Annotated in this window: 11 protein-coding genes and 1 pseudogene; 6 read left to right on the top strand and 6 right to left on the bottom strand. The window is 43.2% G+C overall.

The genetic code is table 11. The features are described 5' to 3' along the window. The 3 genes from H6G26_RS32145 to H6G26_RS32135 form a co-directional block, all read right to left on the bottom strand. The coding region (locus H6G26_RS32145; protein WP_199327186.1) for a hypothetical protein at positions 1 to 1,382 on the bottom strand (1,382 nt) is incomplete at its 3' end. A gap of 23 nt (positions 1,383 to 1,405) precedes the next feature. After that, positions 1,406 to 1,930, bottom strand: coding sequence for a phage tail protein (locus H6G26_RS32140; protein ID WP_190734797.1), 525 nt, complete (start codon positions 1,928 to 1,930; stop codon positions 1,406 to 1,408). Next, a complete protein-coding gene (locus tag H6G26_RS32135; RefSeq protein WP_190734796.1) occupies positions 1,930 to 2,169 on the bottom strand; it encodes a hypothetical protein in 240 nt (79 codons plus the stop codon). Before H6G26_RS32135 ends, H6G26_RS32140 begins: the two co-directional genes overlap by 1 nt. Before the next feature lie 212 nt (positions 2,170 to 2,381). Here H6G26_RS32135 and H6G26_RS32130 point away from each other — a divergent pair, with 212 nt between their 5' ends. The 3 genes from H6G26_RS32130 (at position 2,382) to H6G26_RS32120 (ending at position 10,605) form a co-directional block, all read left to right on the top strand. After that, entirely contained in the window at positions 2,382 to 3,953 is a 1,572-nt protein-coding gene (locus H6G26_RS32130) for a DUF4157 domain-containing protein (RefSeq protein ID WP_199327185.1), read from the top strand. A 231-nt stretch (positions 3,954 to 4,184) separates the two neighbouring features. Beyond that, positions 4,185 to 4,421 (top strand): hypothetical protein, encoded by a 237-nt coding sequence (locus H6G26_RS32125; protein WP_242054021.1) that lies wholly within the window; start codon positions 4,185 to 4,187, stop codon positions 4,419 to 4,421. Between the two features lie 223 nt (positions 4,422 to 4,644). Next, entirely contained in the window at positions 4,645 to 10,605 is a 5,961-nt protein-coding gene (locus H6G26_RS32120) for a DUF4157 domain-containing protein (protein WP_190734794.1), read from the top strand. 19 nt (positions 10,606 to 10,624) lie between these two features. Here the strand turns inward: H6G26_RS32120 and H6G26_RS32115 are convergent, their stop codons facing one another. Then, positions 10,625 to 10,762, bottom strand: coding sequence for a hypothetical protein (locus H6G26_RS32115; protein WP_190734792.1), 138 nt, complete (start codon positions 10,760 to 10,762; stop codon positions 10,625 to 10,627). Positions 10,763 to 10,856: 94 nt separating this feature from the next. Here H6G26_RS32115 and H6G26_RS32110 point away from each other — a divergent pair, with 94 nt between their 5' ends. Next, complete coding sequence (locus tag H6G26_RS32110; protein WP_190734790.1) at positions 10,857 to 11,690, top strand: immunity 49 family protein; 834 nt, start codon at positions 10,857 to 10,859, stop codon at positions 11,688 to 11,690. A 50-nt stretch (positions 11,691 to 11,740) separates the two neighbouring features. Further along, positions 11,741 to 12,577: a hypothetical protein gene (locus H6G26_RS32105; RefSeq protein WP_190734788.1), complete on the top strand. Its 837-nt coding sequence runs from the start codon at positions 11,741 to 11,743 to the stop codon at positions 12,575 to 12,577. Between the two features lie 132 nt (positions 12,578 to 12,709). On the opposite strand, the gene H6G26_RS32100 is transcribed toward H6G26_RS32105, so the two are convergent. Then, positions 12,710 to 13,297 (bottom strand): L,D-transpeptidase, encoded by a 588-nt coding sequence (locus H6G26_RS32100; protein ID WP_190734786.1) that lies wholly within the window; start codon positions 13,295 to 13,297, stop codon positions 12,710 to 12,712. A gap of 546 nt (positions 13,298 to 13,843) precedes the next feature. Here H6G26_RS32100 and H6G26_RS32095 point away from each other — a divergent pair. Continuing rightward, positions 13,844 to 14,335: a hypothetical protein gene (locus tag H6G26_RS32095; RefSeq protein ID WP_206757571.1), complete on the top strand. Its 492-nt coding sequence runs from the start codon at positions 13,844 to 13,846 to the stop codon at positions 14,333 to 14,335. On the opposite strand, the pseudogene H6G26_RS32090 reads toward H6G26_RS32095, so the two are convergent. Further along, positions 14,316 to 14,686, bottom strand: a pseudogene (locus H6G26_RS32090) (hypothetical protein); the annotation flags it as partial. The gene H6G26_RS32095 and the pseudogene H6G26_RS32090 sit on opposite strands and share 20 nt — an antisense overlap.

The raw sequence follows: 14,686 nt of genomic DNA, 5'->3' as shown, positions 1-14,686 counted from the left end.
GTAAGGGGTGCGATCGCTGTTTCACCAATCTTAGGGGATGTGGCGGTAATTGTTGGTGTTTCAGCAATCTCAAATGATGTGGCGGTAAGGGGTGCGATCGCTGTTTCACCAATCTTAGGGGATGTGGCGGTAATTGTTGGCGTTTCACCAATCTCAGGCGATGTGGCGGTAAGGGGTGCGATCGCTGTTTCACCAATCTTAGGGGATGTGGCGGTAATTGTTGGCGTTTCACCAATCTCAGGCGATGTGGCGGTAAGGGGTGCGATCGCAGTTTCACCAATCTCAGGGGATATAGCAGTAATTGTTGGTGTTTCAACAATCTCAGGTGGTACTAAAATGCGCTGACTTTCTGTAAACTCGCTAGTAGTACTCTCAAGATAGCTGTCACGTTGCAGTGAAGTCAGATTGGCTGATACATCTGAGACATTAACCACCATACCAGACTGTGACTCTGAAATTACTAACGGTTCATTATTATCAGAGTTTCTGAATAAACTAGGTGTATCTTCAATATCGGCTGAGGTAGGTGTTAACTGAATAGGTATACTCGCTAAAGGCTCACTTGAAACACTAGAATCAAATTCTTGTTGTATTGCAATAGGGCTTTTTGCAACTGAAGACTCAGAATTAGATGCAGCAATATTCGCCCCTATAGTATTTTCATCATTCGCCAAAGGATGGAGTAAAGTAGGTGCATCGTCAAGAGCGGTTGAGGTAAGTGCTGACGGCAAAGCTAGAGAATTATCAACGACAGCATTATCTAGCTGCAATGTAGGTATTTCCAAATTAGCCTCAATAAGCAGAGGCTCATCTGATGCTAATAAGCTATCTTCACTACCATTAATAATAACATTGCTTTGAACAATATTCTTAGCCACAGATGATTTGACTGCTTTTTTAGATTTAGGTTTGGATTTCTTCTCAAGTGGCTTTTGAGATTTATTTATTTTTTTTGATTTAGATTTACTTTTAGTATTTAGTTGTTGCGAGGTATCATCACTAGTTTTTTTATCAATCCGATTTGGCAGTATCTCTGGAATAGTGTCTTTTACTAGTTCACTATTATTAACATGACTATTTTCAGGTAGAGCTATTGAATCAAAAGAATCAGATTCAAGTAATGGTAAATCACTATTTATATCTTGATTATCCCAACTATCCCAACCTATTAATGGTTGTATTGATGGTTCATGTTCACGAAATAATAAAAATTTAGAGGATGTAACTAATGGTGGTTTAGTTTGTATGGAGCTAAGAGAATTACTTCGGGAATGCAGAGAAGGAGACTGTTTTCTCAATATCATTCTATCAGGAAGAGATAAAGATGATATTACCCCAAGCGGATGAATATTGTTTCCTAGTAGAGATTGAATAATTTGCATAGTTATCGTTTAAAAATAGCGACTTAGCTAGAAACGAAATATCCACTTTTTTGATTTCGTTGTACAGAAGTACCTCCTCCTGTAGTCCTTGCAACTTGTAGACCTTCATAAGCTAAAGTTAATTCTTCAATGGCAACTGCCTTACCAGCTGCTTGGAGTGCAGGTGTTTTCCAGGTTATAGGAATAGCACCAATCAAAGTCCAACTCATCATGGTTTCACCAGCTTGATTGAAAATTAGAATATTGACATTGCGTCGAGATGTTTTCTTTTGTTCATCAAAAACTGCATTTATCCAGTTCCAAAAACCTGGATGATCGGTAAATCCACGTTTAAGAGTTACGTCTGCAAATTCTGTATGACCTAAATAAATTCTTTGCTGGTCATTAACACCACCTTCCTGAAAAATATTTTTCTTAATTTGAACGCTTAATCCTGAACATTCAGCGAAAGATGCAGCAATAGAACTGTCTATCTCTACGTAGAACCGATTAGTAGTGACATAATTTAATTCGTGAGTAATGTTGCCATTGTTAGCGCCTGTAGCCATCACAACCACCTTTGAGAATCATAACTACCTACCCTTTCGCGCTGCGATCGCAAATCTTCTAGTAAAAGTTTATATACGTGTTCTGTTAGTTGGTTCATCAGCAGTGAATCATTGAGATATTTACTTGCCGTTTTAGCCGCCTTGCTTGTATTAAATGATGCCGAAACCCCGGCGTAGCCAGCAGTCCCGCCAACATCTCCATCGAAAGTGAAAAAAGTTTGTTGCTGCTTTGAGTCCATAAATAAAAAAACTCTCCCTAAATCCAGGCTAAAGGTAGTGCATCAGAATCAAAAGTAGCCAAAAGTCTAACTTAGTAGGGGCGCAAGGCCTTGCGCCCCTACGTTCGCTGAGAGTCCCTTAGAGGAATTGTATTGCAAGTGCGATCGCTGTAATATCGATCTAAGTAACAGCCTACTAATCATCTAAGTACTGCTTGGGCATCTAGAGAATAATGAGAGAACACGTTAGCCGACAAAAAAAAGCTACTACAGGCTTCTCAATTCCATCCCTGAAACACCCTACACCCGGCTTTGGTTTGGGGCCACCGACAATTTCACGCCAAGCGATTCCTGAAATACAACCACTTCCTAAACCAGTTACTCATGATATAAGTCGCATACCACTGCGATCGCAAGCAAAACTCTCAATTAGCCAGCCTGGAGACATTTACGAACAGGAAGCTGATAGCGTAGCACAGCAGGTAATGCAAAGAATCGCGCAGCCTGTAAATCGCCAGTCTATTCAACCACAAGCATTGCCAAAAGAAGAATTGCAAATGAAATCTCTGGCAAATTCCATCACGCCTTTGGTGCAACGAGAAGCATTGCCAGAGGATGAGGAAGAATTGCAAATGAAATCTCAAGACAATAGCACACTGCAACGAGAAGCATTGCCAGAGGATGAGGAAGAATTACAGATGAAGCCGATGGTGCAGCGTCAGGCTGAGGCTGGGATGGCTGCTGCGCCAAACTTGGAAGCGTCCATTAACCAAGCAAGGAGTGGTGGAGTGGCGATCGCAGACAACATCCGTAAACCGATGGAGGTGGCGTTTGGCGCTGATTTCAGTGGCGTGAAGGTTCACACAGATGCTCAATCTGACCAGTTGAATCGCTCAATTCAAGCGCGTGCCTTCACAACGGGACAGGATGTGTTCTTTCGGCAGGGTGAATATAATCCTGGGAGTCGGGGAAGTCAGGAGTTGTTGGCGCATGAGTTGACGCACGTTGTGCAGCAGAATGGCGGGGCAGTGCAGCGATCGCTTTTTAACACCCTGCAACCGCCATCACCATCAGTTCAACAGCATCAAGTAATACAACGGGCTCGGAAAATTAGCGCTGTATTAAACGTCATTGATCAAAATAGAGACGCATTGGGTGAAGTTGGAGGTGCCCATACAAAGCGACTGATGTATTGGAATGACACAGGCCATTTTGATGATGAGAAGGGAGGGAGACTAAATTTAGATACAGTAAAAAAAGCTATGTACAAAAAAATACCTATTGAAACCGCTCCAGTTGAAGAGAACAAATTACCAGAATTTATGCGAGTCAGAAATGATTTTTCTGTCAGGCTACCGGAATATTTTGGAGGGGGAAAACTGTGGTTCCGAAAAAGACTCGAAAATACTGTTTTTCAAGGAAGGGCATGGATTTCGGATAATATATACTGGCGCTCTCCAGGAGGTACTCAATACATGATACACTCTATTCTGGAATGGGCAGGAGGAATATCTGCTGAAAGTGAGCCAACTCCCCATATCACTCTGAGAAATGCAGAAACTCAAATAAGTATAGATTTGGACATCTCAAATCCTTTACCTAGAAATGAAAGTAGAATAAAAGGAACTCTGGAAGTAACTAAAGCATCCTTTTCACAAGGGTTAGGGGTTAACAGGGAGCCAGGACAAAATATGGCAAATGATGAAGCATCTTTTAGGGATTTGAAGGCAGAGACTACTCAGCAATGGTTGCGAAATTTGACGCAATCTGCACAAAGTGCTGTAGAAGTTCCAGAAACCGTATAATATAGCAGTGATTTTGGCAACATATAATTCGAGACGAGAGAGATTTGCCAAACATTGCGATTATATTCATTACAATTCTGTGCGACATAGCTAACTTGGTATTATTGTCAGTGCGATCGCTGCTCTTATAGAGTGAGTTAACGAAATGCGATCGCTTTGTTAGTTTAATCCTCGAAAATAGTCCAATTATTTAATGCAGAAATTGCTACAGACTGCGCGAAACACCGAAACGTGAAGGCGGAAGCTGCTACAGACTGCGCGAAACACCGAAACGTGAAGGCGGAAGCTGCTACAGACTGCGCGAAACACCGAAACGTGAAGGCGGAAGTTGCTACAGACTGCGCGGAACACCGAAACGTAAAGGCGGAAGTTGCTACAGGGAAGACGGAAGCTGCTACAAGGAAGACGGAAGTTGCTACAGGGAAGACGGAAGCTGCTACAGATGCGATCGCATATCTTTTAGGTTAGAGAAATGGACATGAAATTGCCAAATTCTCAGAATTTGCCCACCCTACACCTCTTGAAGTGCAGTAATAAGTGCGATCGCTGTTGTCGGGTGTGTTAACTAATTAATAAACTTCTCGAAAACTTAGACTTTGGGTGAATTACTTCATGAGTGCGATCGCTATACTATAGATTTGCTATTAACAAGTTACTCGCCCGTTTGCTGCTCGGTCATCAGGAGAATAAAATGGGAGAACACGTAGGACAGCACAAAAAAAGTACCACCGCTTCCTTCTCAATACCTACACTCAAACAACCAACACGCGGTTTTGGTTTAGAGTCCTCTGGTGCTTCGTCCCAAGCAACTACTGACGTGCAGCTAAAAAAACCTTTAGGGCACGACATTAGCCGAATGTCACTGCGCCCACAAACAAAACTTACAGTTAACCAGCCTGGAGATGTTTACGAGCAGGAAGCTGATAAAGTAGCACAGCAGGTAATGCAGAGGATGAGCGAACCTGCTGGAAATCAGCAATCTATCCAACGGCAAGAATTGCCAGAGGAAGAAGAAGAATTGCAAATGAAATCCCTGGCGGGTTCCAATATTTCTCTGCAACGGCAAGAATTGCCAGAGGAAGAAGAAGAATTACAAATGAAATCTCTGGCGGGTTCTAATATTTCGCTGCAACGGGAAGAATTGCCAGAGGAAGAGGAAGAAGAATTGCAAATGAAATCCCTGGCGGGTTCCAGTATTTCCCTGCAACGAGAAGAATTGCCAGAGGAAGAAGAAGAATTACAAATGAAATCCCTGGCGGGTTCTAGTATTTCGCTGCAACGAGAAGAATTGCCAGAGGAAGAAGAAGAATTACAAATGAAATCTCTGGCGGGTTCTAATATTTCGCTGCAACGGGAAGAATTGCCAGAGGAAGAAGAGGAATTACAAATGAAATCCCTGGCGGATTCTAATATTTCGCTGCAACGAGAAGAATTGCCAGAGGAAGAAGAAGAATTGCAAATGAAATCCCTTACTGCTTCGCCTCAAGCAGTTAGTGGGGTGCAACCCTCAAACAAACCTCTCACCCACGACATTAGTCGAATGTCGCTGCGTCTACAAACAAGACTCACAGTTAACCAGCCTGGAGATGTTTACGAGCAGGAAGCTGATAGAGTAGCTGGGCAAGTTATGCAGAGGATGAGCCAGCCGGGAACTCGCCAGTCTATCCAAAGGGAAGCATTACCAGAGGAAGAAGACCAATTACAAATGAAATCTCTGGCAGATTCCATTACTCCTGTGGTGCAGCGTAAAGGTGGAGGAGGGATAGCAGCAACATCAGAGCTAGAAACTTCTATTCAACAAGCACGTGGAGGTGGACAGCCACTCTCAAACGATATCCGGCAACCAATGGAACAGGCGTTTGGAACTGACTTCAGCAGTGTGAAAATCCACACAGATAGCCGCTCTGATCAGCTGAACCAATCCGTTCAAGCTCGTGCTTTCACCACCGGACAGGATATTTTCTTCCGTCAAGGAGAATATTCTCCAGGAAGTCATGGAGGAAAGGAATTACTTGCCCATGAGTTGACTCACGTTGTTCAACAAAATGGCGGTGCAGTTCAGACCAAAGCAGACCAAGCAATCAGACGGAAGCCTGATTCTTTAAATACAGAAGGAGTGAGGGTCTCTGAACTATCTCATCAAGATATAGATATTCAGCGGCTTTGCTCAGAGTGTGAGCAGGAGCAACAAGTTCTGCAAGCCAAAGAACTCCCTAGCCGCACTATCCAACTTGCTCCTCATTTACAAGCCGTAAACACTCAATCCGCGCAGACTATAGAGCAGGATGCAGCTGATGAATATGTTGATAAGGATGTACGTCAGAGACTTGATAATAATTTCTCAGCTAAAGGAAATGCTGGCGTAAAATTTCCTCTGGCTAGTGGAACAACAGAACCACCACCAGATTACAACCCGCAGGAGCAAGATCAGTCTACCACAAAGGCACAAGAAGCTAAAAAAGCATTAACTTCGGGTGAGGCTGGCAATGAAAATTTAGTTGAAATCGCTGCACCCCAGGATGAATCTTCAGCAGTAGTTGAAACTGGTTCAGCAGCAAAGACTGAAGGTGGAGCTAATGTGAGAGCAGAAGCTGTTGAAGCTGCAAAAGCTGAGAGCAAAAAGACCAAAAGCGAAGAGAGCGTAAACAAAAACGGTGATGTTAAAGGTGAGGAATTAGAGAAGTTACCTCAATCAAAAGCAGTTGTAACAGATGTAACTGAAGAAAAAGCGCCTAAACCCAATCCAAAAGGAGTAACTAAAGCCCTTAACCCTGAAACTAAAGCAGATCAAGGTAAGCAACTCAAAGGTGAAGAAAGCGTACAAAAAGCTGGTGCTGTCAAAGATGAAGGCTTAGAAAAACCACTTCAATCAAAAGCAGCTGCAACAGATGTTACTGGAGAGAAAGCCACTAAGCTAAATCCAGAAGGAATAGCTAAAGCCGTTAACCCCAAAACTGTGGCAGAGAAAGAACAAGCCACAAACGCCGTTTTAGAAGCAAAAGCAAAGCAAAATGCTGTAAATACTAAAACCTCCCAATTGGCAGCGACAGGAATTAATTTTGCTCCCCCTCAGCAGGAAGAGGCACCGGAGCAGGGAGAAGAAAATGCTATCTTCCAAGAACAGCAAAAAGCTGCGGCTATCAGCATAACGAATAGCTTTTTGGCTGACGCGGCTTTGCGAGTGCAGACAATTACAGAACTAGGGCAAGGAATTGGCGCACGTATCCAGAATTCAACTGAAAATGCCAAAGCTTCTGTTATGGGGTCAGTTCAGCAACACAAGGCAACTGTTACTGCCCAAATTGCTCAACAGCGTGACCAAGCGCAAAGTGAAGCCCAAGCAACAATAGCTCAAATTCAGGCACAGTATCAGGCAGCAGCAGCAACAACTTCTCAGACAACTGCCACAAGTCGTCAAAAAGTTGGAACAGAATATACAACGTCTCTTCAGAAAGTGGACGCAAGTGAGAATAAGCAACTAGCACGGATTGAGGAATTTTACACTCAAGCTAGAGAGAAATACCGGGCTGCTGGTGTCAAAGTAGGAGATGAAGCGATCGCTTTTGGGGAGCAAAAGGCTAATCAATGGGAATCTCAAATTACTGGTAAAGATGACAGTTTCTTGGATGGCCCACTTACTGATAACCGACTTAAGGCGAGAGCGAAAGCAGCTAGAGAAGTAGCCAAACAATACAAAGACGGTTTAATTGAAGAAGGCAATAAACAGGGTGATGGAGTCGCTCAAGGCAAACCGAAAGATATTGAAGCTATCCATGACGTAGCTAAGAAGTCTCGTGAACAACTGCAAACTCTGCAACAACAAAGCCTGGACAATTTAAATGCAGTTGAACAGCAGACTCTTTCTCAACTGGCAGAAGCTCAAAACCAGTTGACTCAAACGGCTAACCAGACTCTACAGGGTACGTTACAATCTTTAAACCAACAGGAAGTTGCCCAATTACAATTGTTAGAGGGTTATGGGCAACGCCAAGTATCGGCAATTGAGCGGGATGCCGAAAAAGCGATCGCCTCCATTCAAGATGGAATTAACCAAGCTGCTGCCAATCTCCAAAATGCAATACAAGATACCCAAGCTCAACTTGAAGGAATGCCAGCTCCTAACCCAGATGAGTTAGGTGTAACTTTAGCAGAAATACTCGCGCAGTTTGACAGTTCTGTTGCTAAAGTCCAAGAGCAAACCCAACAGGGCATTACAGCCTCAGAACAGGGGATTGTCCAAGGAGGGCAGCAAGTTGTTGGTGGAATAAGTAAGATTGCTCAAAGTGGGCTGGAAGAGTCTGCGGCTGTTACTCAAGAAGCAAAGTCTACTCTAACTAATCTCAATCAAGGCGCTACAGACACCTTCAACCAGATTCAGCAAGCCGTGACAAAAACAGTCACGAATACTACCGAAACAGCCGTTACAGGTTTTGGTCAAACTAGCCAAGGGGTTCAGACTGCTTTCGATCAAGTTAACCAAAATCTGGATAGCAACTTCCAAAAGAGTGTCAATGATCTAGAAGAAGGTCTGCGTGGAGCTATACAAGGCTCGAAGCAACCGAATCTTGACTCCGATATCCAGAAATATGCAGACGAAGCAGCAGATAAAGAGCAGCCGCGCTGGAAAACAGTCCTCAAGGTTTTGCTAGTTATTGCTGTCATTGTTGTGGCAATAATTGTGGCTCCAGCACTTATTGGTGCCGTTGGCGCGGTAGCTGGCGCACTGGGAGCAGGTGCCGCAGCAGGTGCGATCGGTACTGTTGTTGGTGGTGCAATTGTTGGTGCTGTTGCTGGTGCTGTTATTCAGATGGGCAACAACGCCATCGACGGCAAGAACCTGCTAGATGGTGTAGGTAAAGCTGCCTTGGTGGGTGCGATCGGTGGTGCGCTGGGTGGTGCTGGTGGCTTATTGGGTAATGCACTAGGTCAAGCAGGTAGACTTGGTGCTGGACTGACTCAATCTGTCCTGAAGTTTGGCATTGATGTGGCATTCGATATTGCTGGCGCGATTGCTGGTGACTTGGCAGTGGGGAACCCGATTACTGTAGAAGGAATTCTGATTGGTGCTGGTATCGGTGCAGCCGTCCAAATTTCTACAGCTAATTTGGGTAAGCTAGGTAAATTTGGTCGCGGTATTGAGGGAATGCAAACCAGGACATTCCAAGCAGGAGAGCGGTTTGGTACATCGCTGGGAGATGGAATTAAGACAGGTTTTGGTGGCAAAGTTGATGCACCTACAGTTGCTCGCCCTGATGTGGATGTGCCTGGTGTTCAGCGCCCTGCAACTGAAATTCCAAGAGGCGATCGCCCAGTAGCAGACACCCCAAGTAGCACCAGATCTGATGTCGATATGCCTGGTGTCAAACAACCCGGAGTAGAACCACTGGAGACAAATGTACCAGGTGGGCGCACCACTCACACCGACAAGCCAGAAATTGAGCCTGGTGTTGTTGCCAAAGAAGCAACGGTTGATGGACATGAAATCAAAGTTCTCCAAGATGGTCGCATCATTCGTTGCTCAACCTGTGGAGAAATCAGGCAGCAACATCAAGAATTACTGGATTCTAGACCGAAACTCAAAGAAGAACTTGACAATATTGAGGCAATACGCAACCCAGACGAGAAAGCGGCAAGAGCAAGAGAATTTGAGCAAAAACTACAAGAAGTTGGAGGAAAACGCAAGCGTGAACCTGATGCCACAGAAGCTGAACCTTCCAAGCGTAGTCGGAATGGAAAAGAAGAAGCAGAATCTCGTGGCTACCCACCTGCTGAAGAAGGCTATGTTTGGGTTTTAGACGCAAATAACCAGTTACGCTACGATCGCACATCCGTCACTACGTCTGACGGTAAGCCACGTCCACCACGAGCATATGATAAAGAAACTGATCAGTTTGTAAATAAAGATACTGATGTCATTCCAGCAAGACTCAATCCTGATGGATCTGACACAATGAAGATTCCGCAGGAGCAAAAGGCAGAATATGACCAGTTGTTAAATGTACGTGAAGATGCCCGCTCTCGACGTGATGAGATATTAAATGGTGAAAAAGATATCCGCTCCTGGCGCGACAGAATAGAACCTCGGCGTGCAGAGTTAGAAAATTTAAAGCAGGAACACCCCGATCAATTTACTGCTGATAAACAAGCAGAACTGGACAAGATAAATCAGCAGGACGCTGAACTATCAAAAACATTGAGTGAGATTAACGAGCAGAGCCGCAAGTTGGGCGAGAAGGCTGGGGAGGACTACGTTACATCTAAGTATCCTGATGCCGAACTACTATATGGTGGGCCGACTGCTAGCTCCAAATCTGGTGATTTTGACCAAGTATGGCGCGTTCCCAAAGCTGGACAAGATGGTAAAGACCTTTGGATTGTAGTTGAAGCCAAGGGAGGAAGTAGTACTTTGGGAACTAGGCAAGTTGAGGGAGGAACAGCACAGCAGGGTTCTAAAGCATATTTTGATGAAATTGTCAGAATTATGTCTGGTAACAAAGGTTCTAAAACCGTAGGACGAGAGTTAGGAGGGGCAGCAAGAGATAGCATTGGCAACGTTAAATATTTGGAAGTACGCGCTCCCATTACTAGTAACACCCCAGCCCAGCTACAGGATATTAAGATTAGAGAGTTTGATATCTCTTCGTCAAACTAACCTCTATACCTTTGACATATTAGCTATGAGAATCTTGACTCACATTTTTGGGTTCAGGCAGATTTCTGATGTAATCGCGCATAATCTCTGACATCGCTACCCCCTGGCGCTCTGCTTCAAATTGAAGCTTGGTAAACTCAATTTCATTTAACCACATACTGAACTTTTTTTGCCTGAGTAAAGATTTTCGTCTCATTAATTATACGTACACCTGATAAGGAATATAATAGCAGTATTATGAGTCAAAAAATATGAACATATCACGACATCTTGCTGATCTCGACGATATACAGTCAGATTGCGATTACTACGCTAGTCTTTTGGAAAAAAGCTTGACTAACATTCAAAAATCACCTGCTAATCTGGGAACACTTGCCGGAGATGCTCGCTCCTATGCAGGTTATTTGTCTGTACAAAATCCTAATTCAATAGAACTTTACCGAGCTTTGCGAATTGCGGCATACTCGTTAACGGAGGTGTGTAGGCTTGCTAATGTTCCAGAAGGCAGCTACGAAATCTTTGTTGGGGAGCGTGAACCAGTAATGTTACCATCTGGGGTAACAAGTTATTCTAGTGGCATCAGTTGGTTAAAGGGATTTTACTTAGCTATTGCGTGTCGAGAAACACACCTTAATGACAGCTTAGCTCAAATACCCGTTGCAATCTTAAAACAGTCAAGCACTCGTAGCGATGAATATCTATATCTACAGATAGAGGCTTTACAAAGTTTCTGGAAAGGGCAAGCGGATACTCCGCAACGGGTTATAGAAGCAATGAAGGCTACCGACCCGGAGCAGGTGAAAGTCGGGACAATCGATGCCGCACTCAACCTTGCAGTTCCAGAAATCGACTTACTGTTTCGTTTGTTAGAAAATGATGCTACAGCTTTCAATGAGGCGCTGGTCAAAGCCCTTGAGTGTCATAAAAAGCACTGGGGCAAGAAAAGTCTCAAAAACGATCCTCACGGTTTTTTAGCACTTGGCCCTTTGGGGTTGGCTGTGATCGCTTATGGACGAGGTATCAGTATAGAAGTGGAATCAGATTATATCCCCAAGTACATCATCCAAGGTGACTTTCTAAAATAAGCTCTTTTATAAAAAGATACCTGCATTGTAGTCTAAACCAGGAGTTAGCTATGAAACCCAAGCATAAACGTTCTCTATGGACTGATTCTAAGCGATCGCGCTACTTTCTCATTCCCAAAAATCAAAAGCTATCGAGGGGAAGTTTCATCATCTGTACGCTAACTGGTACTACAAAGAAAGTCACGCAAACTGCGATCGCTCCCTTTGAAATTCCAGAAAAAGAAGCAAAAGCATACCTCAAGGCTGAGATGAATCAGGCAATGCAGGAAGCAAAAACTGCTTTATCTAACTTCACTTCAGTCTCAACACAGACATTAGAAGAAACAGCATTAACCCCAAATATTATCTCCTCATTTTTAGGTATCACCCCTGAAGAGTTGCAAAATAACCCAGAAGCAGCGCAAACAGCTTTTGTTAATCTCTACACTGATCTCAAAGGCTTGTTGGGTGAATCAACCGATCAAAATCCTGCCCAAGTTGAGGCTAGGCGATCGCGTGTACGTTTCCTGCGCGAAACACTACAAGCCCAAGCAATTAACATCAACGGGGAAATTGAAGAACTACCCGGAAAGCTGCAAGAGACGCTTTCCTCGGCAGAAATTGAAGGATATCTCCACGAAATAGTTGCTAAACTACGGGATTTGACAGACCAAATCGACCAATCCCCCGATACAGTTAGTCAGAAAATTGATGAAACTATTGAATCTTTGACCAAAGATTTTTTCATTGAGGAAGAGAAGCGCCTGGAAGAAAAAAGAAAGCAAGATTACAAACAATCAGCACAAGATGCGATCAGCCAATCTTTGCGAACCCGTGGTTTTATCTCATTTGCTGGTGGCGGCTTCAATTCACCAACAAAAGCAAACCTTGAAGATGAGCAAAAATAAAATCCAAATAAGATGTCGCCAAAAGAAACGATGTCTAACGACAAGCCGCTATGCGTCTACGCCCACGTTGAAAGGTAAGCCAATTATTTAGCATTGGAGATTTTTAGTAATATTTGTATGAAGTAAACCAGATTAAGGTTCTACTAAAACAGGCGTACCAAGTTTGACCATTTCATACAGTTCACGGGCATCCTTATTATACATCCGAACGCAACCATGAGAAACTGCTTTCCCGACAGATATTCTATCAGGAGTACCATGAAATCCGATGTATTCTCTGCCAACATTCCAAAATGCAATCCAGCGTTCTCCCAAGGGATTATTTGCACCTGGAAGAACTAATTTTCCAGTCTGAGGATGTGTCCAATCTGGATTTTTCAACATCTCAATAACTTTGAACTTTCCGATTGGCGTTTCCGACCCTGGTTTACCGACCGCGACTGGGTAGCTAGCTTGTAAACTGTCTCCTTTGTATACATACACCTTCCGCATACTTCGTTTAAGTACTAGATGGATGTGTTGCTTAGAAGCTGGGGGAACAGTTGGCTTGACTATAGGAGATGCTGGCTTCTCAATTGTTTTTTGGGAATCTGCGCGTTTCTCAATACTCATCCTAGCAGTATGCTGTGATTGCAGCCAGAACAACAGCGCAATTGCACCCAAACCAATACTTAAAGCAGTCCAAAGTTCCAGGCTTTTCTTGATTATCTTGTTTTGCATAAACTATTCAGCTTGGAGAAAACCTAGCTATTTAAGTTAAAATAATCACTTTCATTAATTAACTTTGAGAAACTATACCAATTTCAAAAAAGAATGTGCCAGATACACACTCTTAAACTTTGTTATTTCTGGCTTTTTTAATGAGCCTATGAGAGGATGTTTGAAAAGTCCTGTTGTCGGTATCAAAAATCCTAGATCCCTCTAAATCGCCCTTTTTAAGGGGGACTTTGATTCCGGTTCCCCCCTTTTTAAGGGGGGTTAGGGGGGATCTAAAAGTGCCTAAAGTCACAGCGAAACACTTTTCAAACAACCTCTTAAACCGTTAATCAGCCCTGTGTGGGATTATTCCTGCATTACCTCAAATATTGTTCTATCTTCCTACTAGCTTAAAACCTACCTTCTCTCAGCAAGCCAAAATTCAAGAATCAGCAAGCTTAATTCCTAAATTCTAATTTTTGGCTTTCCACTTTGCCTTTCATAAATCTATAGTTTTACCATAGTCTTATTGGGAAATTAGGAGAGACTGAAGGCGTTTTTGGAACTGGTGTGGCAGGTTTTATCCTCCTTCTTGGAGGAGTTTGTCTCTGTGGTGTGTCGCTTACTGGTCTAACTCGTGGTCTAGATTCTGGTCTACTAATGACTGTTGAACGCCTTGATGACCTTCTAGGTTCCTCTCTATTAATAACTGTAGAACGCCTTGATGACCTTTTAGGTTCTGCTCTACTAATGACTATCGGGCGTGATGAAGAGCGTCTGCTTCCTCGCTGTATCGCAGGCCCCGCAGCAGGTAATTCATCAATATTACTATTATTGTTTGATGCTATTGCCGGGCCTGCAACAGGAAGTGCTTCTTGCGCTAGTAATGGTTGCGCTGGAAAGCAACTCAAACTTGTAACAATAACTAAAGCAGTGGCAGAAAGTTTTATTTTCATCTTCTGTAATAACCTTTGCTTTATTAATTTATTTCAGATGCAAGTCACTGAAATGCCAAACTCCATTAATCAGATTTATGTGCAGACTATCGAGAATTTGGGTTGAACTCTTTACAAGATAAATTATCGCTTCCTTCTAATTTATCTTGGCTCCAGATTCCATCTCGTTCAGCTTTATCTGCAAATATGTAAACTCCTCCTCCTTGACATTTATTCTTAGCAAAGTTTCCCCTATATTCGTTGCCGTTTCTCAATTTTAAATATCCTAACCCTTGCAATTGATCATTTTTAAACTGACCTAAGTAATAGTTAATATTAGACCTCTTGCAGAATTGATTTTGTGTTATAATGATTGGTTTTCTTAATCTGAATGGGGTGAGATAACTAAAAAGATTGATGCCTGGGGTATTTATAGCGATAGTTGTAATCGCGGAACGTCTGACAGAAAAAACATCAC

Origin of the sequence: Nostoc sp. FACHB-888, assembly GCF_014696655.1 — a bacterium.
Lineage (GTDB): Bacteria > Cyanobacteriota > Cyanobacteriia > Cyanobacteriales > Nostocaceae > Nostoc.
The sequence above is the reverse complement of the archived record's forward strand: the minus strand, read 5'-3'. Positions and strand labels throughout refer to the sequence as shown.

What these genes read in the sequence shown, in the direction of transcription:
- H6G26_RS32120 (WP_190734794.1), top strand. Translation starts at nt 4,645, where the DNA reads ATGGGAGAACACGTAGGACAGCACAAAAAAAGTACCACCGCTTCCTTC.
- H6G26_RS32110 (WP_190734790.1), top strand. Translation starts at nt 10,857, where the DNA reads ATGAACATATCACGACATCTTGCTGATCTCGACGATATACAGTCAGAT.
- H6G26_RS32115 (WP_190734792.1), bottom strand. Translation starts at nt 10,762, where the DNA reads ATGTGGTTAAATGAAATTGAGTTTACCAAGCTTCAATTTGAAGCAGAG.
- H6G26_RS32100 (WP_190734786.1), bottom strand. Translation starts at nt 13,297, where the DNA reads ATGCAAAACAAGATAATCAAGAAAAGCCTGGAACTTTGGACTGCTTTA.
- H6G26_RS32140 (WP_190734797.1), bottom strand. Translation starts at nt 1,930, where the DNA reads ATGGCTACAGGCGCTAACAATGGCAACATTACTCACGAATTAAATTAT.
- H6G26_RS32135 (WP_190734796.1), bottom strand. Translation starts at nt 2,169, where the DNA reads ATGGACTCAAAGCAGCAACAAACTTTTTTCACTTTCGATGGAGATGTT.
- H6G26_RS32130 (WP_199327185.1), top strand. Translation starts at nt 2,382, where the DNA reads ATGAGAGAACACGTTAGCCGACAAAAAAAAGCTACTACAGGCTTCTCA.
- H6G26_RS32105 (WP_190734788.1), top strand. Translation starts at nt 11,741, where the DNA reads ATGAAACCCAAGCATAAACGTTCTCTATGGACTGATTCTAAGCGATCG.